We start from the raw sequence: 18,833 nt of genomic DNA on the forward strand, positions 1-18,833 counted from the left end.
ATAGCCTAAGTGAATGAAAGAACTTATATCCACTGCTGTACCATTAAATGACCCTCAACTAGACAAACCTCAAACAGACAAGCACCATGGTGTGAAATTACCTGTCATGGCAAAAGACAGCTATTATCTGTCACGCCTTGCCCAACAGTTAAAACAAATCAAAGACAAAGAAAGTGAAGACTATACGTCAAGATTTGACCGCTATCAAAAACAACTCAAACACTCGCAAGAGAGAGTGAAAAGCCGTATCGCCAGTATACCAACGATACACCTAAACGAAGACTTGCCCGTCAGCCAACAAGCCGATAGACTCATCAAAGCCATCCAAGACCACCAAGTCATTATCGTGGCAGGGGAGACAGGCTCAGGCAAAACCACCCAATTACCTAAGATTGCCATGCTCGCAGGGCGAGGGGTAACAGGGCAAATCGGACACACACAGCCAAGACGATTAGCGGCGCGTAGTGTGGCAAATCGCATTGCTGAAGAATTAGGGGAAACGCTCGGACAGACAGTGAGCTTTAAAGTGCGTTTTACTGAGCAAGGCTCATCGGATTCTATTGTCAAACTGATGACCGACGGTATTTTGCTTGCCGAAATGGCGCATGACAAGTTTTTGAGCCGCTATGATACCATTATCATTGATGAAGCCCACGAGCGCAGTCTTAACATTGACTTTATCATGGGTTATCTCAAGCGTCTATTGCCAAAACGTCCCGATTTAAAGGTGATTATCACATCGGCAACGCTCGACACAGCAAGGTTTAGCCAATATTTTTCTAGCATTGATGGTAAAACCAAACAAGCGATGCCCGCGCCTGTGTTTGTGGTTGAAGGTCGTAGTTATCCCGTGGAAGTGCGCTACCGTCCGTTGACGGAGGGGATTGTCACAGGTTCGGATGATGACAGCTTTGACGATGTCGAAGAAAATTTGCCGCGAGCGATTACCGCAGCGGTGGAAGAGTGCTACCAAGACGCTGCCAGCAAAGGGCATGCTGACCAAGCGGATATTTTGATTTTTGCGGCGACAGAAGCACAAATTCATGATTTGGCAGATATTTTAAACCAATATGCGCCCCGTCATACCCAGATTTTGCCGTTATTTGCCCGTCAAAGTTTTGCCGAGCAACAGCAGATTTTTCACCCGACAGGCGGACGTCGCATTATCATCGCCACCAACGTTGCCGAAACCGCCTTAACCGTGCCCAATATCCGCTACGTCATTGATTTGGGATTTGCTCGGATGTCACGCTATGACTATCGCTCGCGGGTACAACGCTTGCCGATTGAAGCGATTAGCCAAGCTGCCGCCAATCAACGAAAAGGTCGCTGTGGACGTATCGCGGCGGGCGTGTGTATCCGTTTATATTCAGAGGAAGACTTTACCAGCCGTCCTGAATTTACCGAGCCTGAAATTCTGCGTACCAATTTGGCGTCGGTAATTTTGCAAATGGCAAACTTGGGTCTGGGTGAGGTAGAAAACTTTGACTTTATCCAGCCACCCGACAATCGACTGGTCAATGATGGGCGTAAACTATTAGAAGAATTGGGTGCGATTGCCACTAAAAAACCTGAAAATAGCCTAAGCACATCTGATAACAATAGCAAAGGTCAATCCAAACGTAATGCGCACAGCCGCGCTAGCCAACAGCCAAATAGTCAAAACCGCCATCCAAATCAACTTACCAAAGTCGGCCAAATGATGGCAAAAATGCCCATAGACCCTCGTTTGGCACGTATGCTGATTGCAGGTGAGCAATACGGTTGTTTAAAAGAGCTATTGGTGATTGTATCGGGCTTGTCAGTGCAAGACCCTCGAGAACGCCCGAGCGATAAGCAAACCCAAGCCGACCAAAAACACGCATTATTTCGCCAAGCCGACAGCGATTTTTTATTTTATCTCAGTCTTTGGCAGGCAATTCATGGGGCTTTATTTAAAAGCAGTGGATTTAAAAGCGATGGATTTAAAAGCAATGGATTTAAAAGCAATGGTTCTGACCAACAAAAAAATGCAACGCTAGACGATGAAGCCGCGCCAATCGCGCAAAGCCCGTATGAAAACGACAAACTAACCAACAGCCAACGTAAAAGCTTTGCCAAAAAACATTTTTTAAGCTCGCCGCGTTTACGTGAATGGCAACAAACCCATAGCCAGTTGCTGCAAATGGTGGATGGGTTAAAATTAACAATCAACCAAGAGCCCGCCAGTTATGTGTCTATTCACCGGGCATTGCTCACGGGTCTGCTGTCGTTTATTGCCCAAAAAGTCAATGACGTCGACAAAAGCGGCAAGCTAATCAAAGCCAAACGCGGTGAGTATGTCACCGCGCGTCAGCACAAAGCCAAGATTTTTCCTGCAAGTACCTTGTTTAAGCAAAATCCGCTATGGGTGATGGCGTTTGAGGTGGTTGAGACCTCGCAGGTATTTATGCGTACTGCTGCCAAAATCGAGCCAGAGTGGATATTGGCGATGGCAGGGGATTTGCTCAAATACCATTATTTTGAGCCGCATTGGTCAGCCAAAACGGGGCATGTCAAGGCATACGCCCAAATCAGCTTGTTTGGTCTGATTGTGGTACACAAACAACTGATGAATTATGAGCGGGTCAACCTTAGCGAGTCTCGAGAAATCTTTTTGCGAGATGCCTTGGTGTTGGGCAATTTAAATGCCCCATCCACAGGCGATGGTAAAAAGGGCAAATTGCCGCCATTTTTGCAGCATAATATAGATAAAGTCGCTGATGTCTCGTTGATTGAAGATAAGCTGCGACGTCGAGACTTATTAGTTGATGAAGAGCAATTATACGACTTTTATGCCAAGCGAGTGCCTGAGCATATCGCTAGTCGCAAAGTATTTGAAGATTGGCGAAAAGAAGTAGAAAAGACGGAGCCACAGTTTTTATTTTTTAGTGATAAAGATGTACTGAACGAACAAGCACCCGCTACCCAAGCTTTCCCAGAAACGTGGCAACTGGGCAATCTGAAACTACCGCTGTCGTATGTTTTTGACCCGACCAGCGACGATGATGGCGTGACCATTAAAGTCCCGCTCGTTGCCTTACCACAGGTTGATGCGGTTGAATTACTGTGGGGTATTGCAGGGTGGCGCTATGAGCTAGTTTTGCAGCTATTAAAGACGTTGCCCAAAGATATTCGCCGTCAAATTGTGCCCGTGCCCGATACCGCCAAACAAATTTTTGACACGCTTGAAAAAAACCACCATGGCGGATTGCTAAAGCAACTGTGCCAAGCCTTAAACCAGCGCGGCGTACGTGGGGCAAACAATCAATTTGTAGCGCCAAAAGACTTTAACCCAAGCGAGGTTGAAACCTATTTGCAGCCACAAATTGCGCTGGTCGATGACAAAAACCGCCTGATTGAAAAAGGGCGAGATATTGACGCATTAAAACTGCGTCATCAAGTCACCACAAGTCAAGCCGTCGCCAGTGGTAAAGGCGTACATAGCGAGTTCCCCGAGCATTTTAACTTTATGCAAAACCGCCACAGTGCAGGCGTGATGATCAAGCAGTTTTCGGCTCTGGTTGCCGATGGACAACCAAGCTATAGCGATAAAAACGCTGTGTCTATTCAGCAATTTACCGATGTCAGTGTGGCACTCAACAAACACCGTCAAGGCTTGCTTGCTTTAATCGGCAATGAATTAGGCGCAAAAGCCCGACAGCTTACCAGCCAAATTGATAAAAACTTTAAACTTGCTTTTGCGCCGCTTGGTGAGCTTGATAGACTCAAAGATTTGCTGATTCATGCCACGCTTGATGCCACTTTTGACAAATTTGTTGCAGAGTTTGACCATGAAAAATTTACGGCAGGGATTCATGATAAAGAGTTGGTGATTGCCATCAATCAGTTGCCTTTGACGTTGGATGAATTTAACCAAGCCAAAGCCGTGGTGCTTGCCAATTTCTTGAGCGTTGGGCAAAGTGTACTAGCGCAGCTAAAATCGGTGTATGAGCAGTGGCAGCAAGTGCGCCAAAAACTGCTATTACTTGACCGTGATATTTTTGAAGAAAGTATCGAGGATATCGAAGACCAGCTCGATGATTTGAGTTTGTCGGACTTTGTGTATCGCATGAGTTATCAAGATTGGCAGCAATATCCGCGTTATCTGCAGGCGTTGTTGGTGCGACTCGATAGGCTTGAGCACAATTTGGATGCCGATCTTGATGCCGTGTATCAACTTGATAAACACATGGAAAGGCTATCTGTTAAGGGTAATGATGAGACAATTATGCCGTATCGTTGGTTGGTTGAGGAGTTTCGGATTCAGCTGTTTGCCCAGCCGATGAAAACCCGCGTACCTGTGTCGGATAAACGCCTAGAAAAATTGTGGGATGAGTTGAATGGTTAACAAAAAAATCCGTCAAAATTTGGCGGATTTTTTATAAAGTATTGATTGAGTATAATTTTGCAAGCATTTACTTAAAGTAAAACCATGACGGCGAGCGTTTTTGCAGGGTATGGCTCATATTGAGTAGTCATGATTGGGAGTGCTACAGTTGATAGGGATTTTTACAAACAATAGATTATCAACAATAGATTAATTTTTTTAGCATTTGAAATTTTTACCTATACAGTTAATTTGAGTCGATGAAAAATTAAAAAGTTGATTTGGTAAAAACAGCAAAACTTAGTAAAATAGTCAGATTAAATTTTTTAAAAGTGAAAGTCATGCCAAGCCAACCGCAAGTTTTTAATCCCCAATCTACCACTAAACCTGCCACCCACCACCAAGCCAACCATAACGAAAACCGTACTGTAGGTCAAAGCGCCAGCCAAACGGCTCACCAATTGGCTCAAGATATAGTAACGACAAAAGCGCCTAAGATTGGTTTTGTGTCGCTTGGCTGCCCCAAAGCCTTGGTGGATAGCGAGCGCATTATCACCGAGCTTAGCCGTGATGGTTACCAAGTCGCCAGTGACTATGATGGCGCAGATTTGGTGGTGGTCAATACTTGCGGCTTTATCGAATCTGCGGTGCAAGAATCGCTTGATGCCATTGGTGAGGCGATTACCAAAAACGGCAAGGTGATTGTCACCGGTTGCCTTGGCAAAGATGCCGAAAAAATCAAAACCATGCACCCAGCCGTGCTTGCGGTGACTGGCGCACATGCCTATGAAGAAGTCGTCAATGCCGTGTCGCATTATGTGCCAAAACCTGCACCATCAAAAGTTTATGACCCAAAAATTGACCTAATCAATGATGCGGGCATTAAGCTTACGCCAAAACATTATGCTTATGTCAAAATATCCGAAGGCTGTAACCACCGTTGCACATTCTGTATTATCCCAAGCTTTCGTGGTGACCTCGTTAGTCGCCCGATTGACAGTATCATGACTGAAGCGGCTGCGCTCAAAAACGCCGGTGTCAAAGAGCTATTAATCATCTCGCAAGATACCTCAGCCTATGGGGTAGATCTTAAATACAAAACCAGTTTTTGGAATGGCATGCCCATCAAATCCAAATTTTACGATATGTGCGAGGCACTGAATCGACTGGGCATTTGGGTGCGTTTGCATTACATCTATCCTTACCCGCATGTCGATGCTGTGGTGAAACTGATGAGTGAAGACAAGCTACTGCCATACCTTGATATCCCATTCCAACATGCCAGCCCCAATGTGCTCAAAGCCATGAAGCGCCCCGCGCATAGCGAAAACGTACTGGAGCGCATCAAAACTTGGCGCTCGATTTGCCCCGATATTGTCATTCGCTCCACCTTCGTGGTGGGTTTCCCTGGGGAGACGGAAGAAGATTTTGAATATTTGCTTGACTGGCTCAAAGAGGCGCGATTAGACAGAGTAGGGGCGTTTACCTATTCAGAAATAGAAGGCGCGGCGGCAAACGACTTGCCGAACCCTGTGCCAGAGGCTGTCAAACAACAACGCTATGAACGATTGATGGCGCTACAGCAACAAATCAGTGCCGAAAAACTGGCTGAGAAAGTCGGTAAAACCTTAAAAGTGCTGGTGGATGAGATTGATGAAGAAGAAAATATCGCCATTTGCCGTAGCTATGCCGATGCGCCAGAAATTGACGGTCACGTGTATGTAGATAATATTGATGCATCGGTCAAAGTCGGTGAGTTTTTAACCGTCACCATTGATGAAGCCAATGAGTATGACCTTTTTGCCAGTTTTACAGCTGAACTGTTATAAAGATAAGGATTGTCATGTCTCAATCAATGTTAGCGTATGGTCTTTTAGCGATTGCGATTATTAGTGAGGTTACTGGTTCAACTTTTTTGGCAAAATCAGAGGGGTTTAGCAAACCCTTGCCCACTATCATCACCATGATTTGTTTTGGCATTGCTTTTTATCTTCTCTCACAAGTCATCAAAATCATACCACTGGGGATTGCTTATGCCATTTGGTCAGGGGTGGGTATTGTGTTGACCGCTATCATTGGGTACTTTATTTTGGGTAACAAATTGGATTTACCCGCCATCGCGGGCATGAGTCTAATTGTATTGGGTGTGGTTGTGATTAATCTGTTTTCTCATTCAGCCACGCACTAATATAGTACTTTGACAGTTTGATGGCTAAAGCCGATTGAATTTTCAAGGTGAGAACAAGGTAAAATTAAAATGACTGTTGAAATTATCTTTACACTATCTAAAAACCGTTAATTTTGTTAAAATTTCGCCATTTGCATTATTTGTTATCCAACAGCCAACAAGAGGTCAACCATGTCTGATAAAGCTCCCCGTTACCAACGTATTTTGCTCAAACTCTCTGGCGAGGCCCTGGCAGGCAAAAATGATATGGGGATTGATTCAGGCGTATTAGACAGCATGAGTCTTGCGATTGCGCACTTGGTAGGATTGGGTGTGCAAGTGGGTATCGTGGTCGGTGGTGGCAACTTATATCGTGGCGCTGCGCTACAAAAACAAGGCTTGGTGGGCCGTGTCACAGGCGACCAAATGGGTATGCTTGCGACCGTAATGAATGGCTTGGCGATGCGTGACGCCCTAGAGCGCCGTAATATCAAATGCCGTTTGATGTCAGCCTTATCAATTGGTCAAGTGACTGAAAACTACAGCAGCCGCAACGCTATTCGCTATTTACAGAACAATGAAGTGTGCGTGTTTGTCGCAGGTACCGGCAATCCATTTTTTACCACGGATACCGCAGCATGTTTACGTGGCATCGAGATTGAAGCCAATTTAATCCTAAAAGCCACCAAAGTCGATGGCGTGTATAACAAAGACCCAAATACCCATGACGATGCCGTCAAATACGACGAACTCACCTTTGACCAAGTGCTAGATCAAAAATTGGGGGTGATGGATTTGACTGCGATTGCCTTGCTGCGTGAGCATAACGTACCGCTGCAGGTATTTGATATGGCAAAAGCCAATGCACTGCTTCATGTAGTGATGGGCGAGTCAGAAGGCACCAAAGTTATCAATCACTAATTTCTAAATTTGACATACAGAGTTTTAAAAGGATGCAACATGATTAACGATATTAAAAAACAAGGCGAAGACAAAATGAAAAAGGCGATTGAAGCCTTAGAAAATGCCTTTAGTAAATTACGTACAGGCCGCGCCCATCCTGGTATTTTGCAGGGTGTGATGGTGTCTTACTATGGCTCTGAGATGCCACTTAATCAAGTGGCGAGCATCAACGTTGAAGACTCGCGTACCCTGTTAGTGCAGCCTTTTGACCGTAGCATGGTGCAGGCAGTGGACAAAGCAATTCGTGAATCAGATTTGGGTCTTAACCCAATGAGCGCAGAAGTGATTCGGGTACCACTACCCGCATTGACGGAAGAAACCCGTAAAGATATGCAAAAATTGGCACGTCATGAAGCTGAAGAGCGCCGTGTATCTGTGCGTAATGCGCGCCGTGATGCCAACAATGCCTTAAAAGCCTTGGTAAAAGACAAGCAAATCTCAGAAGACGATGAACGCCGCGCCAATGACGACATCCAAAAAATGACCGATAAATACATTGATAGCATTGATAAAATGCTCTCTAGCAAAGAAGCAGAGTTAATGGCTGTTTAATCGTTATTTATCCAACAAGAGAACCAATTAATAAGAAGTAGGTCATGGTTGAGTCAAAGGCAGCAATGCCACAACATATTGCCATCATTATGGATGGCAATAACCGCTATGCCAAAGCACATGGGCTACCAACCGGTGGCGGGCATATTGCCGGTAAAGATAATTTAGACCCTTTGGTTGAGCATTGTATGGATATTGGTATACGTGCGTTGACGGTGTTTGCTTTTTCTAGCGAAAATTGGCAGCGCCCAGCCAATGAAGTGGCGCTATTGATGAAGCTGCTTGAGCAAACCGTCCATGACCAATTACCGCGGATGCTGCGTCATCAAATTTCTTTGCGCTTTATCGGTGACAGGAGTACCTTGACGCCGCATTTACGCGCGATTATGCAAGATGCAGAAGAGCAAACTGCCCATTTTACTAAAATGAGTTTGGTGATTGCTATCAGCTACGGCGGTCAATGGGACATCGTCAATGCCTGCCGCCAAGTTGCCAAACAAGTGGCACAAGGCGCGCTTACTGCCGATGCTATTACCCAAAACGATTTTGCACGCCACCTGTCGTTATCGGATTTACCAGCGGTTGATATGTTAATCCGTACAGGGGGGGATTACCGCATTTCTAATTTTCTCCTTTGGCAATGTGCGTATGCTGAGTTATTTTTTACCGAAACGCTTTGGCCAGATTTCAAGGCGGCTGAATTAGACCAAATGATTGATATTTTCATGGGTCGTGAGCGTCGATTTGGTAAGACCAGCGAGCAAGTATTAGGTTTGGGCTTTTAATTAATCAATAGGAATTGTCATGTGGGAACGCATTAGAACCGCCATTATTTTGTTAGTGATTGTTGGCGTTGCAATGTTTGCCACCCGCGAGCCTATTTTGATGTTGCCGCTATTGTTAGTCGGTGCAGGCTTTGGGGCTTTTGAGTGGTCAAAGCTCATGCCGTCACTTGAACAAAATCCCGACAGTTATGTACCGCCTACCACACAAATTCCGACCAAACCTGCCAAACCAATCGATTATATATATACCCTTGTGATGCTAGGGATTGTCAGTGTGTTATTTGTGATAGCAAAACTGACAGGCAGTATAGCCTCTTGGGTATTTTTTTGGCTGGTTGCGGCGCTGATTTGGTCGGTAGCGATTGGCTGGATTCGCCATTATCCCAACAATACGCAAGTTTGGTATGGTAAGCATTTATACGTCATCGGTATGATTATACTGTCATCCGCCATTACTGCGATGTATTATCTGTGGTCACTTTCAGCTTGGTGGCTACTATATGTGTTTGTATTGGTGTGGTGCGCGGATAGTGGTGCTTATTTTGTCGGACGAAAACTTGGTAGACGCAAGATGTCACCGCACGTCTCACCCAATAAAAGTGTGGAAGGCTTATTAGGTGGACTTGCCACGGGCACGCTTGTGGTGATTGGCGTTTCTTTTGGCTTGTTAAGCGATTGGTCGATGACGGCTATTGGCGTGTTTTTGCTTTTATCGCTGCTCACTATTATCATGTCCGTGTTCGGCGACCTGTTTGAAAGTATGCTAAAGCGCCATGCAGGCGTCAAAGATGCCGGGGCATTGTTGCCAGGACATGGGGGCATTCTTGATCGTATTGATTCGCAGCTTTCAGCCGTGCCAATTTTTGCGCTAGGGTTTTGGGCGATGCAATTTTACGGATTAATTTAATGCTACATTGCATTTATTTTTCAAAAATTTTCACATATGCTTCATATTAATTTGTTCAATTCCAATCTAGCCAATATCAATTTGTTCAATCTGCTAATAAATGCAAGCTTGTGTTTCATTCAATCTTTTTTGCGCAACTGCTTGTTGATTGATGCTTAAAAATCTTCTCGCGTGTTAATATGCTTGTAGCAGTGGCAATTTGCCGCTGTAAACGTAAAATATTAGGTTTAACCGCCGTCTGCCCCAACTTACTAGGTCATTGTAATGCTATCTTCAAGTCACACTATACCGCAAAAAAACATTGCTATTATGGGCGCAACAGGCTCTATCGGCGATAGTACGCTATCGGTCGTCAGTCAGCATCCTGATTTGTATAACGTGATCGGGGTGACAGGGTTTTCACGGCTGGATAAACTGCTGAGTATTTGCCAGCAATTTAAGCCAACGTATGTTTGTGTTGCTAAAGAAAAGGAAACAACATTTGCGCAGATGCTCAGCGAGGCTCATCTAAGCTGCAAGATTTTGATTGGTGAACAAGGTCTGGTTGAGCTTGCCACGTTAGCAGAAGTGGACATGGTGGTTGCAGCTATCGTCGGCGCTGCAGGCTTGCCATCAACGCTGGCAGCGGCTAACGCGGGTAAAACGATTTTGCTTGCCAATAAAGAAGCGTTAGTCATGGCAGGTGAGCTGATGATTAAAGCCGTCAAGCAGTCAAATGCCAAATTGCTCCCAATTGATAGTGAGCACAATGCCATTTTTCAATGTTTGCCTACCGCGGTACAACAACAGCGCAGTGCCATTCATGATGATAACCATGGTATTAAAAAGCTTTGGTTAACCGCCTCAGGTGGGCCATTTTTACACAGAACACTTGACGATATGAAACGCGCCAGCGTGGCGGAAGCTGTCAAGCACCCGAACTGGTCCATGGGGCAAAAAATATCGGTAGATAGTGCCACCATGATGAATAAAGGTTTGGAGCTGATTGAAGCGAGTTTTTTATTTGATATGCCAGTCTCTGAGATTGAAGTGGTCATTCATCCGCAAAGCATCGTGCACTCTATGGTTGAATACAACGATGGTAGTTTTTTAGCGCAGCTAGGCAGTCCTGATATGCGTACCCCCATTGCCCATGCTATGGCATACCCCAATCGTATCAGCAGTGGGGTGGAACGATTAGACATTTTTAAGTTAAGTAATTTAAATTTTGTCCGACCTGATTTAGAAAAGTTTAAATGCCTTGGGTTGGCTTATCAAGCCATGCAACAAGGAAGCTATGCGTGTATCGCATTAAATGCCAGTAATGAGATAGCCGTTCAAGCGTTTTTAAATGGCGACATCCGTTTAACCGATATTGCTGATATCAATGAAAAAGTACTGTTGCAAGCCGAAAAACAGCCGATTGGGTCATTGCAAGCAATTTTGGCAGTAGATAAACTAAGCCGTGAACAAGCACACCAATGTATTGCCGATTTAAACGCTTAAACAGTGCTAAAAAAGTTTAAAAATAGTTGGCAACACTGGTTGATAATCGTTAAGAATGACTACATAACTTATCAAGATAACGATAGTTAAATTATTTTTAGCCTGTGATTTTGTCAAAAGGATAGCCATGAATTTTATCTTGACCGTTTTAGCTGCGATTGTGGTACTAGGACCTTTGGTTGCGCTACATGAGTGGGGGCATTATATGGTTGCTCGGCTGTGCGGTGTCAAGGTATTGACCTATTCAATTGGGTTTGGTCCAAAGCTGCTAAGCTGGACAAGTAAAAAAACGGGGATTAATTATGCGGTCTCTGCGATTCCGCTTGGCGGCTATGTCAAAATGCTCGATGAGCGAGAAGGCACAGTCAATCCAGCTGAACGTCATTTAGCCTTTAATACCCAACAACCTTGGAAAAAAATCGCCATCGTTGCAGCAGGTCCGGTGATGAACTTACTCATTGCGATTTTTTTGTATTGGCTGCTATTTATCACCCCAACCCAAGTATTGGCGACCAAAGTCGGCAGTATTTTGCCCCATTCACCCGTCAGTCAAACCAGTCTGACAGTCGGTGACGAAATCGTTGCGGTCGATAATAAACCCATCCAAAGTTGGCAAGATATTAACTATGCGTTAGCCGATCGCATGGGCGAGTCGGGACAAATTAATTTAACAGTGAATGGCGCGCAAGGACAAACCAATGTCGCCGTGCCGATACAGCGCTTTATGAAAGTAGAAGCGGGTAAAGCAACCAACCCCATTGATAGTCTAGGCGCGATTCCGTGGCAACCAAAAATTCCTGCGGTGGTCGGTGAAATCGTCCCAAATAGCGCTGCCGCGCGTCAAGGTCTGCAAGTCGGTGATACTATCACCCGTGTCAACGGTCAACCGGTGAGCGATTGGCTGGCATTTTCACAAGTTGTCAAATCCAGCCCCGAGAAGTTATTAACCCTTGAAGTACAGCGCCAAGGCAAAATCATCCCCTTAAAAGTCATGCCACAAGCAAAAAAAGATACCATGGGTAATCGATTTGGACAAATTGGCGCAGCGGCAGCGGCATCTAAGATTACGCCGCCACCTGAGTATATAAAAACCATTCAATATACGCCCATCCAAGCGGTCGAAAAATCCGTGCATCAAACTGTCGATTTAAGTGCCATGACCCTCAAATCAATGGGTAAAATGTTGACCGGCACCATTGGGGTAGAGAACCTATCAGGTCCCATTACCATTGCCAAAGTCGCCAATCAAAGCTTTAGCATCGGTTGGGAAGCGGTATTGTCGTTTATGGCGATTATTAGTTTAAGCCTTGCTGTGCTCAATTTATTACCCGTACCTGTGCTCGATGGCGGTCATATTGTCATGTATGCCTATGAGGCTATTTTTGGTAAACCCATGCCCGAAAAAATACAAATGATGGGAATGAATATTGGTTTAGTTTTGCTTGCAGGTTTCATGCTGTTGGCGATTGGTAACGATATCTCACGCTTGTTTTAACCGACCCAAATTTGGCCAAAATATTGATTTGTAGTTTTGTTTTTTCGCTAGACTTTACGCAAAATTTAGCTTACCTTATGCCAGTAAAATTTATTTACGGATCTCTTGTACTTTGATAATACAAGCTACACATCAAAGACAAACTATTACTAGAAGTTTAATCAAGTCACCCTTTTTGATAGCAGTTGTCATTTTTAGCGAACTAAACTTAGATTACCAAACTTAGATTACCAAACCTAGATACAAACCTAGATAAAGACCTTTGGCTAACTAATTTTGGATACCTAAAAGTGACAGGTTTCATGCATTATCTTTGGGCAGTCGTCAATTCGGAAACAAGTTATATGCGAAATTCAGCGTTATTTTTGGTTGCACCGTTAGCACTCGTTACCTCGTATGCACAAGCGGCAAATTTTACCGTGAGCGATATTCAATTTAATGGATTGACACGGGTATCCGCTGATAACCTCTATCCAGTGCTTGCTGTCAATACCGGTGAAGTAGCAAACGATGCCAATATCGCAGCTAGTATCAAAGCCCTCTATGAAACTGGCAATTTCTCAGACGTTAAAGCGTCCCAATCAGGCAATAAATTGGTGTTTGACGTGGTAGAGCGCCCAATTATCGCAAGTGTCACTTATGAGGGTAATAAACTGATTCCAAAAGAAGCATTAACCGAAGGCCTAAAACGTATTGGCATCGTAGAAGGCAATGTATTAAAACAGGCGACGGTTGAGCAAGTGCAAAATGAGCTAAAACAGCAATACAACCAGCAAGGTTATTATAATAGCGAAGTTAAGGTGACCCAAACGCCCCTAGACAATAACCGCGTTGCGCTTAAATTTAATTTTGTTGAAGGTAAACCTGCGCGTGTTGTCGATATCAAGGTAATTGGTAACAAACATTTTAGCGACAAAGAAATCAGACAAGCGATGAGCATCAAAGAAAGCTCATGGGTCAATGTGATTAGTAAATCTGATCGCTATGCCAAAGAAAAGCTTGCAGCAAGTTTAGAAAATGTCACTGCCATGTACCAAAACGCGGGCTTCGTCAAATTCACCATCAATGATGCCACCATTAATTTAAGTCCAGAAAAAGACAAAGTGTTTATTGAGCTCAATCTTACTGAAGGTGAGCAATATAAATTTGGCAATGTCAACTTTATGGGTACGCCCAACTACGATACCGACAAGCTTCGTAAGCAAGTGGCATTTAAGCCAGGTGAGCGTTATTCACAACGTCAAATGACGACAACCTTACAAAATCTTGGCACATTGTATGGTAACGATGGCTATTATTTTGCCCAAATCCGCCCAGTGCCGCGTATCAATGAAGATACTCGCACCGTAGATGTCGATTTCTTTATTGATCCTGTGCGTCCTGTGTATGTTCGCCGTATCAATTTTACCGGTAACAATAAAACCGTAGATGAAGTATTGCGCCGAGAAATGCGCCAAATGGAAGGCGCATTGGCTTCCAATGAAAAAATCGATTTGTCGCGCACGCGTTTGATGCGTACAGGCTTCTTCAAAACTGTCAACATGGATGTCAAACCTGTCCCTAACACCCCCGATCAGGTGGATATCAATGTCGCAGTAGAGGAGCAACCATCAGGTACCAGTACCATTGCGGCTGGTTATTCACAAAGTGGTGGTATCACTTTCCAAGCAGGTTTAAGTCAATCCAACTTTTTGGGTACAGGTAATCAGGTCAATATTTCGTTATCGCGTTCTCAGACGTTAGATAGTTATAATTTGGGCTATACCAACCCGTACTTTACCCCAGATGGGATATCGCAAAGTGCCAGTATTTATGCCCGCAAAACCAAATATGACAGAAAAAACATTTCAAACTATGTCACCGATTCGTATGGCGGCACGTTAGGTTTTAGCTATCCGATTGATGAAAATAAGAGTTTAAGTGCCGGTCTCACACTTGATAGTACCACAATCAAAGCAGGTGCTTTGTTAGCGGTATCAAACTATCAATACTTAAAAGACGAAGGTGCTCTGCAAGTAGGTTCAGACTCTGATGGCAATGAATCATTCGAATCAGACCCATTTAATACCGCGAGCCTAAATTTAGGCTGGAATATGAACACGCTTGACCGTTGGCGTTTTCCAACCAACGGTATGTCACATAACGTCAATTTGGAACTGGCCTTTGGCGATGCCACTTACCAAAAACTGGTCTACCAAGGAAACTACTATCGCCCATTCCTAAAAAATACCGTACTACGCGGTTATACCAAGTTAGGATATGGTAACGATTTACCTTTCTGGAAAAATTTCTTCGCAGGGGGTTATGGCTCAGTGCGTGGTTATCAGAATGCCACTTTAGGCCCTACCAGTAATCGTTATTACCCAGTGAAGAATGATAGTGGGTTCGATAATTACCCAGAAGAGATTGGCGGTAATGCACTCGCGCAAGTGGGTACTGAATTAATCTTGCCGATGCCGTTTAAAGGCGATTGGGCAGACCAAATCCGTCCGGTGTTATTTGTTGAAGGGGCACAAGTGTTTGACACCACCAATAAATATGACCAAAAAGTCACAGTGAATGGCAATCCCGTATCGCTACTAAATGAAAAAGACAATAACATGCGTTTTAGCGCGGGGGCAGGCTTCACTTGGATTACCCCAATTGGTCCAATCTCATTAAGCTATGCTGTTCCGCTTAATGATAAAGATAAAGATAAAATCGACAATGTACAGTTCGAAATTGGACGTACATTCTAAAAGGTCTATGTATATGAAAATAATCACTCAGTTAGCCACAGCAAGTATTTTAAGTGTATTGGCAATGCCAGTGTTTGCCAATACCGTTGCGGTTTGGAATTCCCAAGTTGCCATTAACAATACTAACATCGCCAAAACCAAAATTGGCGTGGTGCAAGCGGCGGTCAAACCAAAGCAGCAGCAGCTTGACAGCTACAAAGCCACCATTGAGCGTTTGCAAAAACAATATGCCACGCAAAATGCTCAGATGACCCAAGCACAAAAGGATGATTTGCGTAAGCAAATTCAAACCAACCTACAAAACTATGAACAGGTTGCCAGTCAAATCCAGTCCATCATTGATGCCAATGAGGCAGAAGTGATGCAGCGAATTGTCCCCAAAATCCAAGCCATTAAAGAAAATATTGTGCGTCAAAAAAATATTGATGTGCTCATTGATAATCGTGATAGAACGGTTAGTTATGTCAAACCTGAATGGGATGTAACAGCAGATTTTACCAAAGCGATTAACGATCAAGTAAAATAATATTTTTTAAGCTTAGAGGTTTTAGCAAAAACGCAATATTCGACTATTGCGTTTTTTATTTTGTGTGTAAAATTAAGGCAAATTTTAAGCAAACGATTGGAGTAATCACATGGCGTTCACCCTCGCACAAATTTTGGATTTTTTAGCTAGTGACGTCATTGACCAAGGGGATGTACAAACCGACCAAAATTTGCAGAAACAAATTTCCAAAATCGCTGCCCTTGAGGATGCCACCGACACCGATATTACGTTTATTGCCAATTCTCTATTTGAATCAAAATTGCAAACCACGGGCGCGGGCGCCGTGCTAGTCCCCGCATCCTTGCAGGAAAAATGCCCAAGCCATAGCGTTGCCATCGTGGTCAAATCACCTTATGCCGCGTATGCCAAACTGACGGCATTGTTTGAACCGACGCAAGCGTATCATCAGACAGTCAACCCTAATTTATCGGACAGTTTGATTCACCCGACTGCCATTTTGGGTAACAATCTGCAATTGGGCGACAATGTACGTATTGGGGCGTATAGCCAAATCGGTGATAACTGCGTCATTGGTGATGGCGTTAAAATTGATGCCCAAGTCAATATTCAGCCCAATGTCGTGATTGGCGAAGGTAGCTTAATCGCGCCGCACGTGTACATCGGGCATGATTGTGTATTGGGTAAACATGTCAGCTTGCACAGTCATGCCAGCATTGGCAATGACGGCTTTGGCTTTGCGCCTAAAGGCAGTACAGATGAAGCAGGTTGGCAAAAAATTCACCAATTAGGGCGAGTGATACTGGGCGATTATGTCAGCGTAGGCAGCCATACCTGTATCGATCGCGGCGCAATTAATGATACGGTTATCGATAATCATGTCATTATCGATAATTTGGTGCAAATTGCCCACAATGTGAAAATTGGTGCTGGCACGGCGATTGCAGCATGCGTGGGGATTGCTGGCAGCACAGAAATTGGTAAACGCTGCATGATTGGTGGCGCATCAGGTTTTGCAGGTCATATCAAAATTTGTGATGATGTCACCATTACTGGCATGACGATGGTCACCAAATCGATTCACCAACCGGGTGTATATTCTTCAGGGATGCCAGTGATGCCCAATAGCTTATGGAAAAGAGCCTATATTAATTTTAAGCAGCTTGGCAAACCAAAAAGTTAATCGTTACCTTTATCCATCAAATAATTTGAGAAAACAACTGTAAACTCAATCTTAAAACCGTTACAATGGTTGTTTTTCACAAATCTATTTTTTTGATAAAGATGATTTAAAAATATAAAGGATATATCCATGGATTTTGATAAGTTGATTGATGAAGACATCGAGGGCCTTGCACAGATTGGGGTGACATTACCTATCAATGCCGTTGTGTTACGTGATTATCTGCCTCACCGTTATCCTTTTATGCTATTAGACAGAGTCACTGCGGTAAAACCCAATGAGTGGATTACCGGTCTTAAAAACATCACCATTAACGAGCCTTTCTTTAATGGTCACTTTCCTGAAGAGCCTATCATGCCAGGTGTGTTAATGATTGAAGCCATGGCGCAGGTGGCGGGTGTACTGGGTTTTATCAGCAAAAATGTCAAACCAAGAGATGGTTATATTTATCTGTTCGCTGGGGTCGATAAAGTGCGGTTTAAACGTCAAGTCATCCCCGGTGATCAGCTTATTTTACGTGCCGAAAAGACCATGGAGCGTCACAGTATCTATAAATTTAGTTGCACAGCGTGCGTGGGCGATGAGTTGGCAGCCAGTGCAGAAATCACCATTGCAGAGCAGCGTACCCAATATCACCAGTCATGACTTTAACCTCATTTTTACATGGCTTGAATAAGGCGCGTTTGAGTAAGCTCTAGCGATAAAATCTGTTTAAGTTAAGCAAAATCCTTGATAAAAATGGCATACTTTAGTAAAAATGCTATAATGTCGTTTTTATTTTAACCTGCTGTTTATGGTTAGCTTTGCCCCTGGTTTCAGCTAAACCTGTATGTTTAATTCTTCTTGAATAGTGGGCTGGTATAAGGATTTTTCATGACGATTCACCCAACGGCGATTATTGATGCCACTGCAACGATACACCCGTCGGTCAAGATAGGGCCGTATTGTATTATTGGTGAACATGTCACAATTGGGGCACAGACCGTGCTTCACCCCCATGTCGTCATTAGCAAGTTTACCCGTATCGGTGAGCGTAACCAGATTTTTCAATTCGCTAGCATCGGCGAAGACTGCCAAGATCTCAAATACCAAGGTGAGGAGACGTGGCTAGAAATCGGCGATGACAATCGCATTCGTGAAGCCTGTAGCATTCATCGCGGCACGGTACAAGATAAAGGCATTACACGCGTTGGTAGCCGTAATCTGTTTATGGTCAATACCCATATTGCGCATGATTGCGTGATTGGCAACGACAACATTGTGGCTAATAATGTGGGGATTGCAGGTCATGTCCGCATCGGTAACCATGTGATTGTCGGTGGTAATTCAGGTATTCACCAATTTTGTAGTATTGATGATTATAGTTTGATTGGTGGCGCAAGCTTGATTTTAAAAGATGTTGCGGCTTTTAATATGGTATCGGGCAACCCTGCCAAAAGCCATGGTCTTAATATTGAAGGTATGCGCCGCAAAGGTTGGTCCAAGCAGACTATTGATTATCTGCGCCAAGCTTATCGGGTGATTTTCCGTTCAGGACTGACCAAGGAAGAAGCCATTGTCGCGGTGAGCGAGCAGCTATTACCCCAAGAGCCTTTGGTACAATTGCTATTAGATTCCCTGATTCATAGTGAACGTGGCTTAGTCAGATAACGTGGTAAGACAAGATAGTAAGAAAAGATAGTAAGAAAGGATAGCGTTGCTATTT

The 18,833-nt window shown here is 44.0% G+C and carries 14 protein-coding genes; all 14 read left to right on the forward strand.

Annotated features, from left to right (window positions below; all coding sequences use genetic code 11):
* Positions 1-106: 106 nt before the first annotated feature.
* The 14 genes from RT422_RS02250 to lpxA all read left to right on the forward strand — a co-directional run bounded on the left by RT422_RS02250 (position 107) and on the right by lpxA (position 18,778).
* Positions 107-4,369, forward strand: coding sequence for a DUF3418 domain-containing protein (locus RT422_RS02250; RefSeq protein WP_313421412.1), 4,263 nt, complete (start codon positions 107-109; stop codon positions 4,367-4,369).
* A gap of 320 nt (positions 4,370-4,689) precedes the next feature.
* On the forward strand, positions 4,690-6,177 hold the full coding sequence (gene rimO, locus RT422_RS02255; RefSeq protein ID WP_313421140.1) for a 30S ribosomal protein S12 methylthiotransferase RimO: 1,488 nt from the start codon (positions 4,690-4,692) through the stop codon (positions 6,175-6,177).
* 14 nt (positions 6,178-6,191) lie between these two features.
* Entirely contained in the window at positions 6,192-6,536 is a 345-nt protein-coding gene (locus RT422_RS02260; protein ID WP_313421141.1) for a DMT family transporter, read from the forward strand.
* A 171-nt stretch (positions 6,537-6,707) separates the two neighbouring features.
* A complete protein-coding gene (pyrH, locus tag RT422_RS02265; RefSeq protein WP_313421142.1) occupies positions 6,708-7,436 on the forward strand; it encodes a UMP kinase in 729 nt (242 codons plus the stop codon).
* Positions 7,437-7,475: 39 nt separating this feature from the next.
* Positions 7,476-8,030 (forward strand): ribosome recycling factor, encoded by a 555-nt coding sequence (frr, locus tag RT422_RS02270; RefSeq protein WP_007116803.1) that lies wholly within the window; start codon positions 7,476-7,478, stop codon positions 8,028-8,030.
* Positions 8,031-8,074: 44 nt separating this feature from the next.
* A complete protein-coding gene (uppS, locus tag RT422_RS02275; protein WP_313421143.1) occupies positions 8,075-8,815 on the forward strand; it encodes a polyprenyl diphosphate synthase in 741 nt (246 codons plus the stop codon).
* 19 nt (positions 8,816-8,834) lie between these two features.
* Positions 8,835-9,722, forward strand: a complete 888-nt coding sequence (locus RT422_RS02280; protein ID WP_313421144.1) for a phosphatidate cytidylyltransferase — start codon at positions 8,835-8,837, stop codon at positions 9,720-9,722.
* 264 nt (positions 9,723-9,986) lie between these two features.
* Positions 9,987-11,207, forward strand: coding sequence for a 1-deoxy-D-xylulose-5-phosphate reductoisomerase (gene ispC / locus RT422_RS02285; protein ID WP_313421145.1), 1,221 nt, complete (start codon positions 9,987-9,989; stop codon positions 11,205-11,207).
* Positions 11,208-11,334: 127 nt separating this feature from the next.
* Entirely contained in the window at positions 11,335-12,702 is a 1,368-nt protein-coding gene (gene rseP / locus RT422_RS02290) for an RIP metalloprotease RseP (RefSeq protein ID WP_313421146.1), read from the forward strand.
* A 344-nt stretch (positions 12,703-13,046) separates the two neighbouring features.
* On the forward strand, positions 13,047-15,440 hold the full coding sequence (gene bamA / locus RT422_RS02295; protein WP_313421147.1) for an outer membrane protein assembly factor BamA: 2,394 nt from the start codon (positions 13,047-13,049) through the stop codon (positions 15,438-15,440).
* A gap of 13 nt (positions 15,441-15,453) precedes the next feature.
* Positions 15,454-15,966, forward strand: coding sequence for an OmpH family outer membrane protein (locus tag RT422_RS02300; RefSeq protein ID WP_197931422.1), 513 nt, complete (start codon positions 15,454-15,456; stop codon positions 15,964-15,966).
* A gap of 109 nt (positions 15,967-16,075) precedes the next feature.
* Complete coding sequence (gene lpxD, locus RT422_RS02305; RefSeq protein WP_313421148.1) at positions 16,076-17,128, forward strand: UDP-3-O-(3-hydroxymyristoyl)glucosamine N-acyltransferase; 1,053 nt, start codon at positions 16,076-16,078, stop codon at positions 17,126-17,128.
* A gap of 129 nt (positions 17,129-17,257) precedes the next feature.
* Positions 17,258-17,773, forward strand: coding sequence for a 3-hydroxyacyl-ACP dehydratase FabZ (gene fabZ, locus RT422_RS02310; protein ID WP_099833876.1), 516 nt, complete (start codon positions 17,258-17,260; stop codon positions 17,771-17,773).
* Between the two features lie 228 nt (positions 17,774-18,001).
* A complete protein-coding gene (lpxA, locus tag RT422_RS02315; RefSeq protein WP_036598919.1) occupies positions 18,002-18,778 on the forward strand; it encodes an acyl-ACP--UDP-N-acetylglucosamine O-acyltransferase in 777 nt (258 codons plus the stop codon).
* Positions 18,779-18,833 lie beyond the last annotated feature (55 nt).

This window comes from Moraxella sp. CTOTU49803, assembly GCF_032097965.1.
Classification (GTDB): domain Bacteria; phylum Pseudomonadota; class Gammaproteobacteria; order Pseudomonadales; family Moraxellaceae; genus Faucicola; species Faucicola tetraodonis.